Origin of the sequence: Enterococcus sp. M190262 (genome assembly GCF_005843965.1) — a bacterium.
In the GTDB taxonomy this organism is placed as follows: Bacteria; Bacillota; Bacilli; order Lactobacillales; family Enterococcaceae; genus Enterococcus_D; species Enterococcus_D gallinarum.
The window spans coordinates 3,221,151-3,240,099 of sequence record NZ_CP040461.1; the positions used below are offsets into that span (position 1 = coordinate 3,221,151).

Below are 18,949 nucleotides of genomic sequence, written 5' to 3' on the forward strand. Positions count from 1 at the left end.
CAGCTATTCGAATATTGCCCTCTTGTGCCTTTATCATTGTACTTTCATCTTAATGTTTCTATCTATTGCCTATTATTAGGGTCATTTGCTGACGATCAATCGTTGTCCCACAAAAATCAATGAGCCGCTGATATTGTTCCATTGCATCAGCTGATTGATTGAGACCCCATAGCGCTGTGCAATTCCCCATAAGGTATCTCCTGATTTTACGGTATATGTCTTAGAACTAGAGGTACTGCTGACTTCTTTCACATAGGCACCACTGACCCAGCCTTTGCCTTCCACCCGGTACCAGGTATTGTTGCCATTAACACTGGTTCCTTGTTTTTGGGCCACTGCCTTGAAAGTCGCATTGTTCGCTAATGCCCCTACGACACTAGCACTAGTTGATGGATTGGAACGGATATTCAAAACTGCGGTGGTTTTGAATTGCTTGTTGATGGTTTGCTCTGAATTATTGCTGTTATTGTTGGATCCTACTTCCGTCACATACGCAGCGCTGACCCAGCCTTTGCCTTCCACCCGATACCAAGTACTGTTGCCATTAACACTGGTTCCTTGTTTTTGGGCTACTGCTTTGAAGGTCGTATTATTGGCTAATGACCCCACTACACTGGCACTGGTTGAAGCATCTGAACGAATATTCAGCGCTGCCGTGGTTTTGAATTGCTTGTTGATCGTTTGTTCTGAATTATTGGTGTTGTTGCCATTCCCGCTGCCGCCACCGGTCGCGGAATCAAATTGTGTCAAATTGTAGGTTTCGATCAAATTATTCAGCTTGCCGGCATAAGTCGTATCTGTCGCATACCTCCCTTGAAGCCATTGTGTGGCATCACGATAGGAAGAGGTATTGGATTTCCAAGCCCCACTGTAAAAATAAACGCCTGGTGAAAAAGAAGTCGTTTTTAAGACATGGGCATTATCTTCAAATGATTCCTTTAAAGACGGATATTTGCGGAATTTTGCAACGATCTCATAAAGATTGCCGTTGCCATCATCTTCCATTGTTCGCATCTCAACATATTGACCATTGTATGAACCTTTGATCCCAAACATATTGTTTGCTTGCGTCGTAAGTGTGGATTGTCCCCATCCTGATTCAAGGATCGCTTGTGCTATCATGACGGAGGCATAAAGATCGTTGACACTTGCTACTTGTTGCGCCATTGGTCCTACTTGCTGGATGAAGGCTTGTTGTGTATTAGATCTTGCCATCACACGATCGATATTAGGCATAATCTTTGTTTCTAATGCAATTCGCTCTGCCTCTGACAACATTGGGATCTCACTTGTCGATTCTGCAGAATCAACGTCACTGGCAGGCTCCGTTCCTAGAGGTTCTTCTAAAGACTCGCTGGTTGCTGACTCACTTGATGATGCTGTGGGATCTGTGTCCTCAGTCAACGATGTTTCGGTTCCAGTATCCTCGGTGGTTGTTGCTTGACTCGCTTGTGATTCATTTACTAAATCGTGTAAATCGGCTGTATCATCCGACGAAGCTACCGTAGGCTGTTCAACCACTTGTACACCTGTGTCATTCGATTCTTCAACAGAAGTTGCGAGCACACTAACCGGTACTAAATTCAGCGTACTAACGAGAGCGGTAGTGGTAGCAGCTCCTTTTCGGTACAATTGACTGCGTTTTTGCCGTTGCAACTCTTTGCGGATCTGTTTTCTGCTTTTCATTTTTCTCTCCTTCTACTAGCGCTGATTCATTCTGCCAATTGGGTTCAATGAGAATCAGTCCACTGGATCAAGTGTTTATAAAGATAAAATAATTAATTGACTCTAACTGCAAAGCTCGGAGTGTAGTATGCTGTATTCCCCACAGAAACTGTCTGTCCTGGACGAGGGGCATGAATGTACTGGTTGCCTCCTAAAGAGATGGCTACATGGTGGGTACTGCCGGCAGCACCCCAGAACAGTAAGTCACCAGCTTGCGCTTGACTAACAGAAATCATTGTACCAGCAGTTTCTTGCGGTACTGTCCAGCCACCGATATCTTTTCCGGTTACTTGTAAATAGACATAACGGGTAAATCCTGAACAGTCAAAACTATCTGGTCCTTTTGCTCCCCAGACATACGGCTTATTGAGATGATTGTAAGCTTCTGCTACGATCGCAGCTCCAACGTTCCCAATTGGCGCAGATGGTGTCGGAGGTGCAGGCTTAGAGCTAGGGGCAGGCTGAGGAGCAGGATTTCTGCTGCTTTCCGTACTTGCTGTCGTCGAAGAAGAATCTGGAGTAGTTACGGGGCTTGTTTCATTATTTGTTGGTGTTTCTTGGATATCCCCTTGAACATCAGTGGATTCTCCTTGAGCAGAACGTTCGGTTTCAGAAGAATCAGCTTCAGAAATCGAAGAATTTTCAGAAGACTCGGTAGTCGTTGGTATGAGCTGATCTTCAGCTGCTGCCTGCTGTCTTGCTGCGACCCGCTCTGATTCTTCTCTTATTCGAGTTTGTTCTGCCTCATAGGCTTCTTTTTGAGCGAGCAATGCTTCCTTTTCACTTTCTTTATTTGCTTGCCGTAAAGCAAGGTTTGTCTGCAAGACATTCAGATCTGCTTGCTTGGACGCCAGCTTCCCTTTTTGGGCTTCCAGCTGGCCTTGCATTTGCTGCATTTCCGCCATTTTGGTTTCTGCTTCATTTTTCTTTGTCTTAACAGCTGCTTGGTCCGCTTGTTGCTGTTGGATCATCTGATTATTGGCATTGACGATCGTCGTCATTCCGTGGAACCGCTGAACAAAGTCACCGAAAGATTCGGAATCCAAAAGCACGGAAATAAAGCGATCACTTTTCCCATTGACTTGAGTGTCTCGTGCTTGATTCTGGATCGCTACTTGTCGTTTCTCGATCCGTGCTTCCAAATCAGTCACTTCTTTTTCTAAATCATTGATTTCATTCCCTAGTTTTTTCTGCTGAGCGATTAATTCAGCTGCTTGTTCATTGATGTCAGACACTTCATTTGTTAACTGATCTATTTGTGTCTGCACCGATTGATGCTGTTGTTTCAATTCAGCTGCTTCGTTATTTTTTTGCTGAATCAATTGATCGTAATCATCGGCGAACACGGCGGTTGGGATGACAGGACTTGTCAGCGCTATTGCACAAATGCACAAAGATGATGCAAGTTTCTTTTTCATTTTCTCCTCCAATTCGTCAATTTTGATCATCAAATTACATTTATTTGACATTTATCATTTTAACATACTCCTATTCACAACCCAATTGATTTTCCGTTTACATTTTCATTACAAGTGAAATCAATTGTTTTTTAATTCTCGATAGTTTCTTAAAAAACACTCAACCTTCCATTATGATCACTTTTCGAAAAGACATCTAAGTTGGTGAGTTTATGAAATCAAGCAGTATCTGTAAGATACAAACCGTTCTTGATTTCAAAAAGATTACAAAGCCGTAGAAAAAAGCCGTAACAAAAGAATTCACTACAAAAAAGTCCAGAGATCGTTCGATCTCAATCGAACTTGAGAAAGGCTATTTCTCCATTTTTTGTATTATCTTCTATCACAGCTTCTAAAAACTTTTATTGGTACGGCAACAGTGTTCGCATCACTTGAATTTGATGATCGATTTGTTCTTCTTGAATATGACCCGTCAAAGCTAAAATACCCAGACCTTCTATAACAAACATATAGTTCTCTGCGATTGCTTCCAGATTCCGATCGGCAATCACGCCTTGCGCAACTCCAACTTGAAAAATCTCTTGGATCGTGCGTTTCGTCTCAGTCAACTGCGTTTGCTGCAACGAACTCGTCTCAACTGACTTATGCGTATAATAATACTCATACGTCGCTCGCAGCATGCTGTCGGATATGCTATGAAGCAATCGGTATTTATGATCTTCAAAATATTTCGTCAAGATAGTCTCGAAAGAAGCATTCGCTTTGATCATTGCTCGAACTTCATTAAACCGTCGTTGCGAACGTTGTTGCAGCACTTCTAAGAAAATCGCATCCACCGATTGAAAGTACAGATAGATCCCGCCGCGACTAATGCCGCATTCTTCGATGATGTCTTGCATCGTCGCATCGATCAATCCTTTCTTGCTGAATACTACTTTGGCACTTTCCAAAATCGCTTCTCGTTTTTGCCGTTTTTTTTCTTCGATCGGCTTTTTCATGCTTCCACCTCACTTTATTAATGACACCTGTGTCATTTTATTGTATAATCATCCTAACATAAAAATGACACGAGTGTCATTATATAAGAAAGGGTGTTTTCTCATGAACACAAAAAACAAAACGTATCGTTTAGTGATCCGTGCAATTCTAACCGCAATCATTATCTTACAAACTATGGTACCTTTCCTTGGCTTTATTCCTATCGGCATCACTAGTCTGACGATCATTCATATCACGGTCATTGTTGCTGCCATTGTTTTAGGAACGAAAGATGGGATGTTTATCGGCTTGGTTTGGGGGATTTTCACGATTATTCGGGCATTCACTTCCCCTACGACCCCTTTGGATATCACAGTATTCACTAATCCGATCATCTCAGTCCTGCCAAGGGTCTTAGTAGGTCTCGTCGCTGGTGTATTGTTTACTTGGCTCTATCGTAAAACAAAGAAAGTCGTCCTTGCTTCTATTGTTGCAGCCATCTTTGGTACCCTTACCAACACGGTTCTCGTGTTAACGTTGATGGGAACCCTGTACACTAGTTTGGTGGCCACTACCTATGGTGTTGATGCTTCCGCTTTGTTTGTCACATTAGGAGCTATTGCAGTGACTAACGGCGTTTCTGAAGTGATCACAGCAGTGATCCTGACACCAATATTAGTCAAAGCGCTTTTCGCAGCCACCAGTTTACGTCCAGAAAACCGCTGAGCAAAAGTCCGATTCTTTTAGGTTTGTATCGTTAGCTTTATCCTATCATTTTTTACGACAAGTGCAAACTTGTCCTCTCATTTAACAAATGAAATCAACAAAAAAACCTCTCACTAGCAACGGTTCCATCATTTAATGGAACACGTAACTGTGAGAGGTCATTTTGATTATCTTTCAGAAATCAGAAAAAAGTTGCTATCAATGCAAGGATTGCTAAACCGCCTTGTGTCAATATAATTTTTTTGTCACTAGTGATGCTGCCATACAGAGCAACTAAAATGATATAAATCAAAAGCAGGCGACTCAATTCGACAGGAGAAGCGGAAAGAAACACGCTATAGAGCAAGCCGATGCCGATTAACCCATTATAGATTCCTTGATTTTTGAACAATGTATTCAGTGAAGGGCGTTCTAATTCTTCTTTTGATAAATTGAAAACCCGTTGTGTTCTCTTTGAAGTAGTCGCAAAAGTTTCCAAATACATGATAAATAGAAATTCAAGTGCAACGAACATGATTAAACCTATAGTAATAGTGGACATTTTGCTTCCTCCTTTTTTAAATCTGGTTTTCTTTATTATAAAGTAAACCAAGCAATCTTCCGTCCTTCATGCTTCTAGCGAACACAAAGACAAACGGAAGACCACATAGAAAGTAAGAGTAGATTTATTTAAATGTCGTGATTTTTTCTGCATCCAAACGAATGGATTCATAGCCTAATTCTTCAGCTTTACCAATTGATAGAATCATAACTGGAACGTAGCGTTCTGGATCGACATCAAAAGCCTCTGCTAATTGGTCTGCTTCAAAGCCACCAATTGGATTCGTTTCGTAGCCATGGGCACGCGCGACTAACATCAGCTGCATTGCCGCTAAGCTGGCGTCAACTTTTACGATGGAGGTCATTTGATCTTTCGTGAAGCTCTTGTAGTAAGGAATGATCGTTGCCAATTGTTGGTCTCTGACTTCTGCCGGCATTTTTCCTGCTTCAACTGCTTGATTGTAAATTTCTTCCCCGTATTCATAACAAGCTAAATCACCAAATATCAAGATCATGGCTGCCGATGTGTCGTTTTGGCGTGTGTTGAAGCGGATCAGTGGTTTTAGTTTTGCTTTTTGCTCAGCACTTTCAACGACAACGAAACGCCATGGTTGCATGTTAACAGATGAGGGGGCAGTCGTTGCTTCTTGAATCATCGTTAACATTTCTTCATGAGAGATTTTGACCGTCTCATCATAGACACGGACGGATTTTCTTCCAAAAGTGATATCTGAAAAATCGTTGTTTACTCTATTGGTTGACATATTAGTAGCCTCTTTCATTTCATTAATTTATTCAACAACTGCAAAAACGCAGCTGCTTCTTCTTCGGTCAGCGATAGGGCGAATGCTTCCTTCTCTTGGTGTTTCTCGCAAGCAGACAGCTCTTGTTTGGCTTTAGGTGTTATTTCCACAAAGACTTCACGATTGTTGTCTTTGTTCCTTTCCCGCACTACATAATTCTTTTGTTCTAAAATTTTTAGATGTCTTGTAACTGCTGCACTATCGATCTTCAATTCAGTCTGTAAGTCAGATTGCGAACAACGTCCATTTTCTTTGATGAACATCATTAATTCATATCGGGTCAGACTGAATCCGGTGCTTTTTTCAAAAGTTGCCGTCAATTCTTGATTGGCAATTTTCAACTGATAAAGCAGGCGGCTGATTTCTCTTAGCTGCATGGAATACTCCTCTCTAATAATTGACTCATCAATCGTTGACTCGTCAATAATAACTTTTTTTCTTGCTTTTGTAAATAATTTCCTGCGATAGACAAAAAGCAAACAAAAAAACCAACATCATCGTTGGTTTTCTTGCTGTTTTTTTCACTTCAACTGAAAGGCTTTTTTTAATCCCATTACAACCAGTGTGGAAAGACTAGCCGCTAAGAAAATGATTCCCCATGTGCCAGCTTGCAATGGTGAAGTCCCTAATAATTCATTCATGAAAGGGAGATAAACAGCTGACAACTGCAATCCCATCGAAAGGATCAGTGCGCCGATCAACGGTTTATTCTTAAAGAAAGACTTGTCTAATCCAAATCCGCTTTGCTTGCGAACATTAAAAATATGCATCAGTTGTGCGATTGCCATAAAGGTAAACGTAGCGGTCTGGGCATAAGCTAATTCATGATTTGTTTGTATCAAAAAACTAAAAAAACCAAATGCCGTCAATCCGATCACTATCCCGCTTAAAATAATTCGACCTAAGAATCGTTTATTGACCAAACTGTCTTCTTTGGAACGAGGCTGACGTTTCATCAGGTCCTCTTCTGCAGGTTCAAAGGCCAACGCCATCGCAGGAGCGATATCGATCACTAGATTCAAGAACAAAATATGCAGCGGTTGAATCGGCATGGGAAGAAGAAAAATGACACTTAGAAAGATTGTCACGATTTCGACCATATTACAAGAAAAAAGGAAAGAAACGTATTTTTTGATATTGTCAAAGATGATTCTTCCTTCTTTGATTGCGTCGACGATCGTCCCAAAGCGATCATCAGTCAAGATCATATCAGAAGATTCCTTAGCTACTTCCGTGCCGCGAATGCCCATCGCGATCCCAATATCGGCACCATTAAGAGCAGGAGCGTCATTCACGCCATCACCAGTCATCGACACGGTCTCTCCTTCTTCCCGCAGTGCTTTGACTAGTTGAAGTTTATTTTCCGGCGAAACCCGAGCAAATACAGCCACTTCTTCGATCCGTTCATTAAACGCTTCTTTACCTGCCAAGGCGTCGATCTCTTTTCCCGTCATCGTCTTATCAAAATCGATCAAACCAATTTCTTGTGCGATCATGGAGGCAGTTTGCGGGTGATCACCTGTGATCATTTTGACACGAATCCCCGCTTCTTGAGCGATTTTGACAGCTTCTTTAACATCTGTTCGTGGGGGATCAATGATGCCAACAAAACCTTGGATCTCTAAATTATCCAATGATTCTGTCAGCTCAGACTCCGACAAACCACCCTGATAGTTACTGATTTGTGCCACCGCAATCACTCGTTGCCCATTGGAAGCTAGTGTATGATTGATGTCGTTCAACTGCTCTTTCACAGACGGATCGACGGCAGCTTTCTCAATCAAAACATCCGGTGCACCTTTCATGATCAACGTTCGCTGTTCTTTTTCATAGACGGTGATCATAAATTTGTTTTCTGAATCAAAAGGAAGCTCAGCGATTTTTTCAATGCCTTGATCCATCAGTGTTTGACGATCGATGCCTTCTTTTTTTCCTAATACAACAAACGCTCCATCGGTTGGATCTCCTAGGACCTCAAACTGGCCATCCGTTTCTTTCAAAGAAGCGGACGTACATAGTGCACCGTTTTCAATCATCGCTTGAAGTGCTGGCTCTTCATTGACTGAGATTTCTTGTCCTTCTTTATGGAAGCTCCCCATCGGTTCGTACCCATTACCGGTCACAGTGTAGTGCTCTCCATTACTTAGAATGATCTCAGCGATCGTCATCTGATTTTCTGTCAATGTCCCGGTTTTATCACTGGCAATGATACTCGTAGCGCCCAAAGTCTCAACCGCTGAGAGGGTTTTGACTAATGCTTTGTGTTCAGCCATGATCCGCATGCCGCGAGAAAGAGTAATGGTTGAGACAGCGGGCATTGCTTCTGGAATGGCTGCTACTGCAAGGATGATTGAGATATGCAGCATTTCTACCAAAGGCTGATCCGTTAGAAGACCTGCAATTAGGACCGTCACGGCGGCAAAGAGTGCCGCAATAATGATTGCTTTCCCTAATTTATCCAGCTCGATATCCAAAGGTGTTTTCGCGCTTTTGTTTCCAGTCAGCATATCGCTGATTTTTCCGACTTCCGTTTTCATCCCGATGGCTGTAACGACGGCATAGCCATTTCCTCTTGTCACTGCTGTTCCTGCAAAAACAACATTGCGGCGATCACCTAAGGGGACGTCTTCATCATATTGTTCTGCCGCATTTTTTTCTACAGCTTCGGACTCGCCCGTCAATGCGGACTCAATACAGGCTAAATTGCGGCTTTCCAGCAAACGTGCATCGGCAGCGATCGCATCACCTTCTGCCAAAACGAGAATATCCCCTGGAACGATCGCAGCAGATTCGACTTCCATCACTTGCCCATCACGAATCACTTTTGCGGTAGTGTAAATCATTTCCTGAAGGGAATCAATTGACTTTTGTGCACGCAACTCTGTCACAAAACCAGTCATCACGGCAATTACCACCGCAATCAACACAGCAATTCCTTCTATCGTTTCTCCCATCGCAAAAGAGAGCAATGCGGCGGCTAGTAATAAATAAACGATTAGATTATTTAAATTGTGCCATAACAATTTCCAAGGGGAGGTCGATTCTTGCTGCTGAATCGTATTTTCACCATATGTATCTAGCGCCTCTTTTGCGCCTTGCTTACTAAGCCCTTTCGTCTGATCTGAATGAAAGTATTCAAGTGTTTCTGTCGGTGTTCGTTGATAAAAATTTTCCATCTATTCTCCTCCTTGTATAAGTATCTTCTATGTCTATAGCTCTGTTTTTATAGTGAGATTTTGTCCATGACAAATTATGGCTTCAAGTAAAGTTGTGTCACTTGTGCTTGGAGTCAGGGCGTATGATTGACAAAACGGAAAAATCAAGCAAGGATTGCTTCTTTCGTATGTTGTGAGGGTGTCTGTAATCTTGATCGAATGCGAATACAGATGGGAAAACGCCTCCACAAGTTTTTTACGAGTTGATTGGAACACAGCAATTGAAAATCATTGGTTTTAGAAAGGGAGATCTGGGTACTTCGTAAAAGGGTGTCTGCAGATAAGGATGTTTACTTTGTGAAAAAAACTATCTTTCTATCTTTAAGTTATCATGGAATAAAAGACAGGTAAATTATTTTGCTTGAAAAATATCAATATCATTAAGATAAAGAACAAAATTTATGTAAATTTGAATCTAAAATAAAGAGAATCAAGATTTCCGATTTCTTTTCACAAATAAATCTGATAGAGCAATCCCTTTCCTTGTGAAATAAATAAAAAAAATAACAACTTTTTTTAATAAGAAATTTCTTTCGCTCGCGCTTTTCCACCTGAATTTATTCGTTTTAAGTCAACCCAATTCAATCCAAGTCAACCCAGAAAAAGAAGTGATCCTCTTGAAGAAATCAGCCTGCCGCAAGTATTCATTTGAAATACTACGAACGGGTTTGAGAGTAGCAGAAGATCATTTAACCCCAGATATTTATCATCTAGAGGAAAACTAACCACTGCTTAGTAAAAAAACCAATTCCTTTGAGGTCTTCTTCCCCTCATGGAATCGGTTTTTTTACCTGTTCTTGCTGCTGTCTTTCTGTCTCTAAGTAAATATATGTTTTTTTCGGAGCTAATACTGTGCGAATTTCTTGTTCCAATTGATCGATCACCTCATAGTCACTCGAAGTTACTTTAGGAGAAATCGTCAATTCAGCAACGATCAGTAATTCATCTGGACCTAAATGCAGAGTACGCAGGTCAATCACTTCACCTACTTCCCTAGATGATAATACTTGACGAATTTTTTTCAGATCACTTTTCGAAGCACTCTCTCCGATCAATAAACTATAAAATTCTTTCCCTAAAAAACCAGCTACGATCACTAGAAGGACCCCACCAATGACACCCCCTAAAGAATCAAAGATGGGGTTGTTGGTGATTGCTGTCAATAAAATACCCACCAATGCAATGCTCACACTGATCAATGCAAACAAGTCTTCTGTAAAGCCTAAAAGGATCTCGCTCTCTCGGCTTTCTTTCAAAAAAGCGATCAACGGCTGTTTATCCGTGTTTTGCTCTTTGATTTCTTGCCATCCACTTTGGACTGCTGAACTTTCAATAAAAAAACCAGCAAAAAGAATGGCTGCAACTAGTTGGATGTTCTCCACTTCGTGGGTAGGATCCAAAAGATCCTGACTTGCCTCCATGATTGCCAACAGGCCGCCACCGAAAAAGACCGTCATTGCCACAACCGTACTAAAAAAATAAGTCGCGCGCCCCTCACCAAATTGGTAAAGTTCACTTCGGCCGCGCCGTGCTCGTTTTTCGCCGATTGCTAGTAATCCCTGATTGAGACAATCAATGACACTATGAATACTTTCATTCATCAACACCGCACTGCCGCTGAAAAGAAATCCAATGATTTTGACCACTGCTGCAATAATATGCGTGACTAAGACAATCCCTCGTGCCTGTCGTTTTTCTTGATCGGCCTCTTTCATTTTCTATGTCTCCGTTCTGTCCACTTTTATCAAGTGTTTCTTTCTGCTTATTTAAGAATAGCACCTTCCAATAGAGGAGGAAAACAATTGCGCTTAGCGCTGACGAGGCCCAGAAATAGAATTTAACTTTTTTAATACAAAAAAAGAGACAAGTGAGCGTTGCATTCTCCTTCGAAAGCTAGCTACAAGTGAGAGGATTGCGACAGTAACTGTCATTCTCTGGCTTGTCGTTCCGAGTGAATCGCGTTGCTTTTTTGTCTCTGGTTGATTCTGTATTCATTTGTTCCATGCTTGTTCGTGCCGAGAGGCAATGGTGGTCAAGCATTGGTGATGGGCATCGTCGCCGCTAGTCGATATATTTTTCTAAATGATGAATCAACTGTGTGGCTTGCTCTTTAGATGGCGAGAGAATCAATAATACATCAAAGCCAGCCATCGTGGCAACAATCCCTTCAAGATCCATTTCATCTAGATAATTCGCAATAACATCTGCCCCATTGCTGACAGTATGGATCACTGTGATGAACTCCACTTGTTCAATTGATTTCAAGTATTCATTCATCGATAGCTTCAGCTTTTCGGTCACATCTGCTTCCGCCGTAGCAATCATCGTATACTTCGTTTTGCCTTCTTTCGTATAAGTTTTTGCGATATTCAACTCCCGCATATCTCTTGAAATGGTCGCTTGTGTGGAACACACGCCTTGTTCGTTCAATAAGCGCATCAATTCTTCTTGTGTCTCTACTTCTTGGTTGAGGATCAAACGCTTGATAATCGCTTGTCGCTGGTTTTTCTTCAAAATGATCACCTGCTTCTACTCTATCCATTATCTGCGGATACGTCATGTATCCGCATTCAAAAAATTATCACTGATGGACACTCGAGTCATTTAAAAGTAAGCGAGATCGATCATCCGTAAATCAGCTGCTTGCTACAGTAGTTGTTTGGAAAATCGATCCCACCCTTTAATGATTGTCGTCACAGTGCTTTTATTATTCATCTAATTGGAAAAACGCATCATCGATAAATATCAATTCTTTATATTGGTAGGAAATTTTTTTCTGTTTGATCAATTGTTTCAGCACTTGACTAACCGTTTCTCTCGTCGTACCGCTGAATTTCGCAAGATCGTTGATCATGATCGGATAAGGAATATACCAAGACTCATCTAGCTTTCCATGCTTTTTCATAAGGATCGCTAGTGTATTGATGACACGATCATGGGCACTGGAAGTAATACAGTATTGCATTCTGGTCACTTGCTGTTCCAGTACTCGACCTTGTTTCTTAACGATCATTTTCAATAATTCTCGATCCGCTACCATCAATTGTTCCAAAACAGCAGTTGCCACATACGCGACTTCGATCTCTGTCACCGCAATGGCAGAAAAGTCATAACACGCTGCTTCAAAAAGGCCATTTACCGGAAACAGTTCACCTTCACTGATGAAATCCGTATAAAAGAAAGAATCGGTTTGATCATTTTTTTCGATACGAATCAGTCCGCTACACAGAACAAAAATACGATCACGCAAATCTCCATCGTTGAATAGAATCTGCCCTTTAGGAAAGGTTCGGCAATACATATTTTCTTCCAATCGTTCCCTGTTTTCTTGCGTCAGCACTTTTAGACAATCAAAATTGTCTTTTACGTATTCTCGCATGTTTCCACTAATATCCATCACTCCAATACTTTGTTTGCCAGTTAATCAGAAATGATACGAGTCCCTGTTTCGTGATCAAAATCAGCTAGGTCTTCTAACGAGGTAATGATCGCAACATTGTTTTTGCTAACCTGTACAAAATCCATCGCTGCTTGAACTTTTGGCAACATACTTCCTGGCGCAAAGTGACCTTCCTGGATGTATTGTTCCAGTTCTGTCAAATTGACTTGGTCTAACCATTGCTCATTGTCTTTTCCATAGTTTAAGGCAATTTTAGAGACACCTGTCAAAATAATCAACTCTTCTGCCTCCAAGACCTCTGCCAGTTTCTCTGAAGCAAAATCTTTGTCGATCACGGCTTCGACTCCTTGTCCTGATTCAGTAACGGGTATCCCTCCGCCACCTGCACAAATGACAATAAAATCGTTGTCGACCAATGCACGAATGCTGGCTTGGTCATGGATTGTGATCGGTTTCGGGCTGGCAACGACTTTGCGCCAACCGCGACCGGCATCTTCTTTAAAGATCGCATTGGTTTCTGTCATCATCTGCTGGGCTTGCTCTTCAGTCAAGAAAGGTCCTACTGGTTTTGTCGGATCGGCAAATGCTGGATCCTTTTCACTGACTACTACTTGAGTGACCAGCGTTGCTACCTTTGTTGGTAAGCCTTCTGCTGCTAATTCTTCTTCTAATGCATTCTGCAACCAATAACCGATACTTCCCTGAGTCATAGCGACACAGGTATCTAATGGCATCGCAGGATTTTTGGGAGAGTTTGCTGCTTGTTGCTGTAATAAGAGATTCCCAACTTGCGGTCCATTTCCATGGGTGATCACTACTTGGATCTCTTGTTTGATCAAAGATACTAAATGTTTGGCTGTTTGTCTAAGCGCCTGTTGCTGCCCTCTTGCGCTAGGATCATCGGTCAAGATCGCATTTCCACCTAATGCGATGACTACTGTTCTTTTATTCGTCATGGTATCCCTCGTCCTCTCACACTCTTGGAATAAATAGATTTCCTAAAGTAGCGGCCATGATTGCTTTGATCGAATGCATCCGATTTTCAGCCTCTTCAAATTGACGGCCATATTTGCTGCGGAAGACTTCATCAGTGATCTCCATTTCTTTGATCCCGAATTCTTCTTCGATTTTCTTTCCGTAGACAGTATTCGTATCATGGAAGGCAGGCAAGCAATGTAAAACAATCAAGCGGTCGTCTGGTGTACCTGTCGCTTTGATCAAATCCATATTGATTTGATAGTCTTTTAGCAAATTGACTCGTTCGGTGAACTTGTCTTCTTCACCCATTGATACCCACACGTCCGTATAAAGGACATTCGCACCACGAACACCTTCAGCAGTGTCATCTGTGATCATCAATTGGCTGCCAGATTCTTTGGCAAATTCATTGGCATAACGAACGACGTCGTCTTCTGGGAATAAGGATTTAGGTGCGCAGATTCGAACATTGACCCCAAGAATCGCACCAGTAACTAACAAGCTATTCGCCATATTGTTACGGCCATCTCCCACATACACCAACGTGATGTCTTTCAACGTGCCAAAGTTCTCTTTGATCGTCATGAAATCAGCGATCATTTGGGTTGGATGCCATTCATCTGTTAATCCGTTCCATACAGGAACACCAGAATACTTCGCTAAATCTTCGACGACTTGCTGGCTGAAGCCGCGAAATTCAATTCCGTCAAACATACTGCCTAACACTTTCGCTGTGTCTTCAACAGATTCTTTTTTACCTAGCTGAATGTCATTGGCGCCCAAGAATTCTGGGTGAGCACCTAGATCGATGGCAGCTGTCGTAAAGGCCGCCCGTGTCCGAGTCGATGTTTTTTCAAAGAGCAAGGCAATATTTTTTCCTTCTAAATAGCGGTGCGGGATATTTTTTTTCTTGAGTCCTTTTAAGTGAATCGAAAAGTCAATCAGATACTCGATTTCTTCTTTCGTAAAATCTTTTTCTGCTAATAAACTTCTTCCTTGAAATACTTGTTCCATTATTCATTCCTCCTATGATACCGTTAGTCTTTATTTTTGTAAATTTCAGGTTGCTCAAAGATCTTCTCTGATAAATGGCATGCTCATACAACGAGGGCCGCCACGTCCGCGAACGAGTTCACTTCCTGGGATGTAATTAAGTTTGACCCCTGCTTCGACTAGTTTTTCATTCGTGATCAAGTTTCGGTCATAGACGACTACTTCTCCTGGTGCAATCGTCAACGTGTTCGAACCATCATTCCATTGTTCTCTGGCAGCTGCTGTGATATCTCCACCTCCGCAACGAATGAGTTCCACTGCATCTAAATCAAGATAGCGGCAAAGAATCCGTTCCAATGTTTCTTTTTCTTCATAGATTTTGATTTGGTCATTTTGTTTGGAGATGGAATAAACCGTTAACTCGCCTTCGATTTCCGGATGGATAGTGAACTTGTCATAATCCACCATTGTAAAGACCGTATCCAAATGCATGAATTTACGCTCTTCACCGATATTGAAAGCTAGCACATGTTCAAAAGTCGGTTCTTTCTCAAATAATTTTTTCGCCAATTTTTCAATTGAAGCGACATCTGTACGTTGTGAAATCCCAACAGCTAACACTTTTGATGACAAGACTAATTCATCGCCACCTTCGATTCGTGTGGATTCATCCCGATTGTATAAAAGATGCTCGGCTTCTTTTTTGAAAATTGGATGATAGTTAAAGATATACTTGCCGTACAATGTTTCTCTTCGTCTCGTTTCTGAATACATTCGGTTCAAGGAAACACTATTTCCGATCGTAGCAAATGGATCGCGGGTAAAGTACAAGTTCGGCATTGGATCGATCAGAAACGGATACTGATCGTCTACAAGATCGGTCAGATTCTGATGGCTAGCGATCTTCATTTCATTTTTTCTCAATCCTGCCATCGTTCGGTCGATCAGTTCACGATTATCAGAGATCGATAGTAAATATTCTTCAATCACTTTGCGGGTGTTTTCACTTTGGATGTTTGCTTCCTGCAAGTACTCTGCAACAAATTGTTCCTTGAGTCCTGTAGAGGTCAAAGATTCAGCTGCTAAATCTTCCAAATAAAGCACATCAACCCCTTTATTTCGCAATGTTTCGGCAAAGAAATCATGTTCTTTTTGCGCTTGCTGTAAAAAAGGAATATCATCAAACAGCAATTGTTCCAAATAATCCGGCATTAAATTTTCCAATTCTTTTCCTGGACGATGAAGCATCACTTGTTTTAATCGTCCAATCTCTGAAAAAACGTGAATAGGTTCATTCATTTTTTCATCCTCCTCATTCCTATACAATTTGTTTCCCTTTTTCTATGAAACTTTTTTTAAATAGTCTGAGAGTAATCTCAAACCAGTTTCTAGCGTCTCTTTCTTACAGCAATAACCTAAGCGGGCGTGCCCTGGTACCCCAAAAGCTGTTCCCGGAACAAGCAAGACCCCAGTTTCTTCTAATAGATCCACACAGAATTGATAGTCCTCTTGTTGGATCTTCAACTTGATAAATGCCGTAGAAACATAATGGGGAACGATTAATTCCACTTTCGGTTCTTGGTCTACCCACTGCCTGACAATGGCAAGATTCTCTGCGACGATTTTCTTGTTTCGTGCGATAATCTGCTCTTTGTTTTCCAATACTTGAATCGCTATTTCATCAGCGATAACACCGCCACAAATCATCGTATAATCTCGGTATTTACGAAAATGTTCCGTGAGTTCTTCACTAGCGGCAGTCCAACCGATACGAATGCCTGGCGTTGAGTAGGTTTTTGACAAAGAGTTGGTGGCAATTCCCTTCTCATAGCAATCGACGATGGAACAAAATGTGCCTTCTTCTGTTAATGGTGCATAGACTTCGTCTACTAAAATGTAGGCATCCGCTTCTTTAGCGATGGCGACAATCTGCTGTAATTGCTCTTGATCAAATAGCGTACCGGTGGGGTTATTCGCGTTATTTAAGCAGATCATTTTTGTTTCAGGTTTCACTTTGGCTTTCAAAACTGCTAGATCAAGCTGCCAGTTTGCTTGATTTAATTCAACAAAGTCTACTTCTGCCCCAAATGCTTTTGGCAAATCATAGAGTTGCTGATACGTTGGCCGCATGGAGACAACATGATCCCCGCTTTCGATCAAAGCGAATAGTGCCAGGAAATTTGCTCCTGTAGCTCCGTTTGTCTGTAAAATATTCGCTGGTGTCATGTGTTGGTATAATGAAGCGACGAGTTCTTTGAACCGATCCGATCCTTCGATCCAGCCATAATCTAAAGGCTGCTGCGCGACACGTTTCAAAAAATCTGTACTCGTTTTGCCACTGAAGGCCATGATTTCCTCTAGCGTCAGTGCTTCGATAGAACTTTGGGCAATGTCATAGGTTGCTTTTTTCTCCCAGATATTCAACCATTCCTCGACACCAAAATTAGCAATATCCATAATCAACCCCCTTATACTGAGATCATTCCAGTAGCGATTGCTACGATCGATAATACTGCTGCTAAACTGACCACAGCCATGACAATTTTTTGCCTATTGCTGATTTGATAGTTGTTCTCTTTACATGCCCGTAAGTAGAAATAGAATCCTGGTAAATAGGCGATGCTGCATAAGAGAACATAGGCAAAGCCTGCTAATGTGATCCCAATGATCTGAAAGGCCGTTGCGACTGCACCAATAAACAATTGTTTATTGTCTTTTTGCTGATAGGAATAAATCATTTGATAGATCCCCACGAGCAAGTAACAAATCAAAATCGCTGCGGTACACATTGAATAAGCAAATTGATACGCGTAATCGGTCACAAGGAACGTTAACAAGAACACGTTCGTCAATGCAGCAGTGATAAACAATGAATAACTTGGTGCTTGTTTTCGATTGACCTTGCCCCAACTTTTTGGCAGCATCCCATCGCGGGACATCAATAAGGTTGTTTCTACTGGTAACATCGTCCATGACAGCCAGCAACCAATGATGGAAATGATCAGACCGATATTGATAAAGGCTGCACCCCACTCTCCAACCATATAGCGCAAAATGTTGGCCATTGCTGGTTGTGGTAACGCCATCAATTCAGCTTGCGACATGACGCCGTATGGCAATAAGGAAGCTAGCACATAGATGACTAGCAAGGAAAGCAAACCGATGACTGATGCTTTTTGGGCATCTGACCGTTTTTCCGCACGATTGGCTAAAACACTTGCCCCTTCAATCCCAACAAAGACCCACATCATCACCATTAGACAACCTTTGATCTGTGACCAGAGACTGACAGAAGCACCACTTTGTAGTGAGCTGCTGACATTTCCCCAGAAATCTGCTGAGAAAATATCGACATGAAAACTAACGAGTGCGATAACCATAAATAAAAACAAAGGAACTAATTTACAGATCGTAACAATTGTGTTGATAAATGAAGCGCTCTCAATTCCGTTATTCACCAGAAAGGTCAATACCCAAATAAAAACACTTGCTAGTAAGATAGACGGAATGTTTTGTCCTCCCTTGAATGCGGGTATAAATTCACCAATTGCACTCATGAGCATTGTCGCAAAGGCGACGTTTCCCAGCCAGGCAGAGAGCCAATAGCCCCAGCCACTGATAAAACCTCCTAATTTCCCAAATGCCGCTTCTGCATACCCAAAAATACCGCCGTCTAAATCTGGTCGTTTGGCGCCTAAATTATTCAATGATAAAACTAATGCAAGAATGCCAATTCCGACGATGATCCAGGCGATGATTGCAGGTCCAGGAGCAGCGGACATCGCTAAGTCATTCGTGATACCGAAGATTCCACTACCAATGGATGAACTGACTACTAAGGCAATCAAGCCGATTTTACTGATTCCTCTTTTCTTTTCCATTGTTCTCCAACTTTCTTTAGTATTGTGTAGTAACTTGCATAAATCCCACTTGCAAAAAAAATCACAAAAATCATTAAAACCAATCTAGCTAAATGAAATACTCTCTCGCCTCTTTCCTTTTATTTATTGATTTTTTCAGCTGAAATCAATCACTCTTCTTCCTGAGAAATAACAATTATTTATCAGGTACATGTATATGATAACGAGTTAAAAACGCTTACATTGTGGTTCAGTTATCATTTCCAATGCCAAAAAATTGGCATTATTCATCCGTAATGAATAATCGCTTTTA

16 protein-coding genes are annotated in these 18,949 nt (G+C 41.6%); 1 reads left to right on the forward strand and 15 read right to left on the reverse strand.

The genetic code is table 11. The features are described from left to right. Positions 1 to 81: 81 nt before the first annotated feature. The 3 genes from FE005_RS15210 to FE005_RS15220 all read right to left on the reverse strand — a co-directional run bounded on the left by FE005_RS15210 (position 82) and on the right by FE005_RS15220 (position 4,141). Complete coding sequence (locus FE005_RS15210) at positions 82 to 1,686, reverse strand: glucosaminidase domain-containing protein (RefSeq protein ID WP_138372142.1); 1,605 nt, start codon at positions 1,684 to 1,686, stop codon at positions 82 to 84. 92 nt (positions 1,687 to 1,778) lie between these two features. Next, a complete protein-coding gene (locus tag FE005_RS15215) occupies positions 1,779 to 3,143 on the reverse strand; it encodes an NlpC/P60 family protein (RefSeq protein WP_138372143.1) in 1,365 nt (454 codons plus the stop codon). A 401-nt stretch (positions 3,144 to 3,544) separates the two neighbouring features. Continuing rightward, positions 3,545 to 4,141 (reverse strand): TetR/AcrR family transcriptional regulator, encoded by a 597-nt coding sequence (locus FE005_RS15220; RefSeq protein WP_003126028.1) that lies wholly within the window; start codon positions 4,139 to 4,141, stop codon positions 3,545 to 3,547. 103 nt (positions 4,142 to 4,244) lie between these two features. On the opposite strand from FE005_RS15220, the gene FE005_RS15225 reads away from it, so the two are divergent. Next, a complete protein-coding gene (locus tag FE005_RS15225; RefSeq protein ID WP_138372144.1) occupies positions 4,245 to 4,847 on the forward strand; it encodes an ECF transporter S component in 603 nt (200 codons plus the stop codon). A 181-nt stretch (positions 4,848 to 5,028) separates the two neighbouring features. On the opposite strand, the gene FE005_RS15230 is transcribed toward FE005_RS15225, so the two are convergent. From FE005_RS15230 to arcD, 12 genes are all read right to left on the reverse strand, one after another. Continuing rightward, positions 5,029 to 5,388, reverse strand: coding sequence for a DUF1304 domain-containing protein (locus FE005_RS15230; protein ID WP_005470923.1), 360 nt, complete (start codon positions 5,386 to 5,388; stop codon positions 5,029 to 5,031). Between the two features lie 124 nt (positions 5,389 to 5,512). After that, on the reverse strand, positions 5,513 to 6,151 hold the full coding sequence (locus FE005_RS15235) for a nitroreductase family protein (protein ID WP_034704225.1): 639 nt from the start codon (positions 6,149 to 6,151) through the stop codon (positions 5,513 to 5,515). A gap of 14 nt (positions 6,152 to 6,165) precedes the next feature. Next, a complete protein-coding gene (locus FE005_RS15240) occupies positions 6,166 to 6,567 on the reverse strand; it encodes a MarR family winged helix-turn-helix transcriptional regulator (RefSeq protein WP_081131456.1) in 402 nt (133 codons plus the stop codon). Positions 6,568 to 6,711: 144 nt separating this feature from the next. Next, positions 6,712 to 9,366, reverse strand: a complete 2,655-nt coding sequence (locus tag FE005_RS15245) for an HAD-IC family P-type ATPase (protein ID WP_138372145.1) — start codon at positions 9,364 to 9,366, stop codon at positions 6,712 to 6,714. Positions 9,367 to 10,175: 809 nt separating this feature from the next. Further along, the gene (locus FE005_RS15250) at positions 10,176 to 11,120 is read right to left on the reverse strand and encodes a cation diffusion facilitator family transporter (protein ID WP_138372146.1); all 945 of its coding nucleotides are present in this window, start codon (positions 11,118 to 11,120) and stop codon (positions 10,176 to 10,178) included. A gap of 346 nt (positions 11,121 to 11,466) precedes the next feature. Next, complete coding sequence (locus FE005_RS15255) at positions 11,467 to 11,928, reverse strand: arginine repressor (protein ID WP_225585845.1); 462 nt, start codon at positions 11,926 to 11,928, stop codon at positions 11,467 to 11,469. A 184-nt stretch (positions 11,929 to 12,112) separates the two neighbouring features. Next, entirely contained in the window at positions 12,113 to 12,802 is a 690-nt protein-coding gene (locus FE005_RS15260; protein WP_230320935.1) for a Crp/Fnr family transcriptional regulator, read from the reverse strand. Between the two features lie 23 nt (positions 12,803 to 12,825). Then, complete coding sequence (arcC, locus tag FE005_RS15265; protein ID WP_003126017.1) at positions 12,826 to 13,761, reverse strand: carbamate kinase; 936 nt, start codon at positions 13,759 to 13,761, stop codon at positions 12,826 to 12,828. A 16-nt stretch (positions 13,762 to 13,777) separates the two neighbouring features. Then, positions 13,778 to 14,800, reverse strand: a complete 1,023-nt coding sequence (gene argF / locus FE005_RS15270; RefSeq protein ID WP_171917423.1) for an ornithine carbamoyltransferase — start codon at positions 14,798 to 14,800, stop codon at positions 13,778 to 13,780. A 51-nt stretch (positions 14,801 to 14,851) separates the two neighbouring features. Beyond that, positions 14,852 to 16,075 carry an arginine deiminase gene (gene arcA / locus FE005_RS15275; protein WP_138372147.1) on the reverse strand — a complete coding sequence of 408 codons (1,224 nt, stop codon included), beginning with the start codon at positions 16,073 to 16,075 and terminating at the stop codon, positions 14,852 to 14,854. A gap of 42 nt (positions 16,076 to 16,117) precedes the next feature. After that, positions 16,118 to 17,233 (reverse strand): aminotransferase, encoded by a 1,116-nt coding sequence (locus FE005_RS15280; protein ID WP_138372148.1) that lies wholly within the window; start codon positions 17,231 to 17,233, stop codon positions 16,118 to 16,120. A gap of 11 nt (positions 17,234 to 17,244) precedes the next feature. Continuing rightward, positions 17,245 to 18,657 (reverse strand): arginine-ornithine antiporter, encoded by a 1,413-nt coding sequence (arcD, locus tag FE005_RS15285; RefSeq protein WP_135172042.1) that lies wholly within the window; start codon positions 18,655 to 18,657, stop codon positions 17,245 to 17,247. Positions 18,658 to 18,949 lie beyond the last annotated feature (292 nt).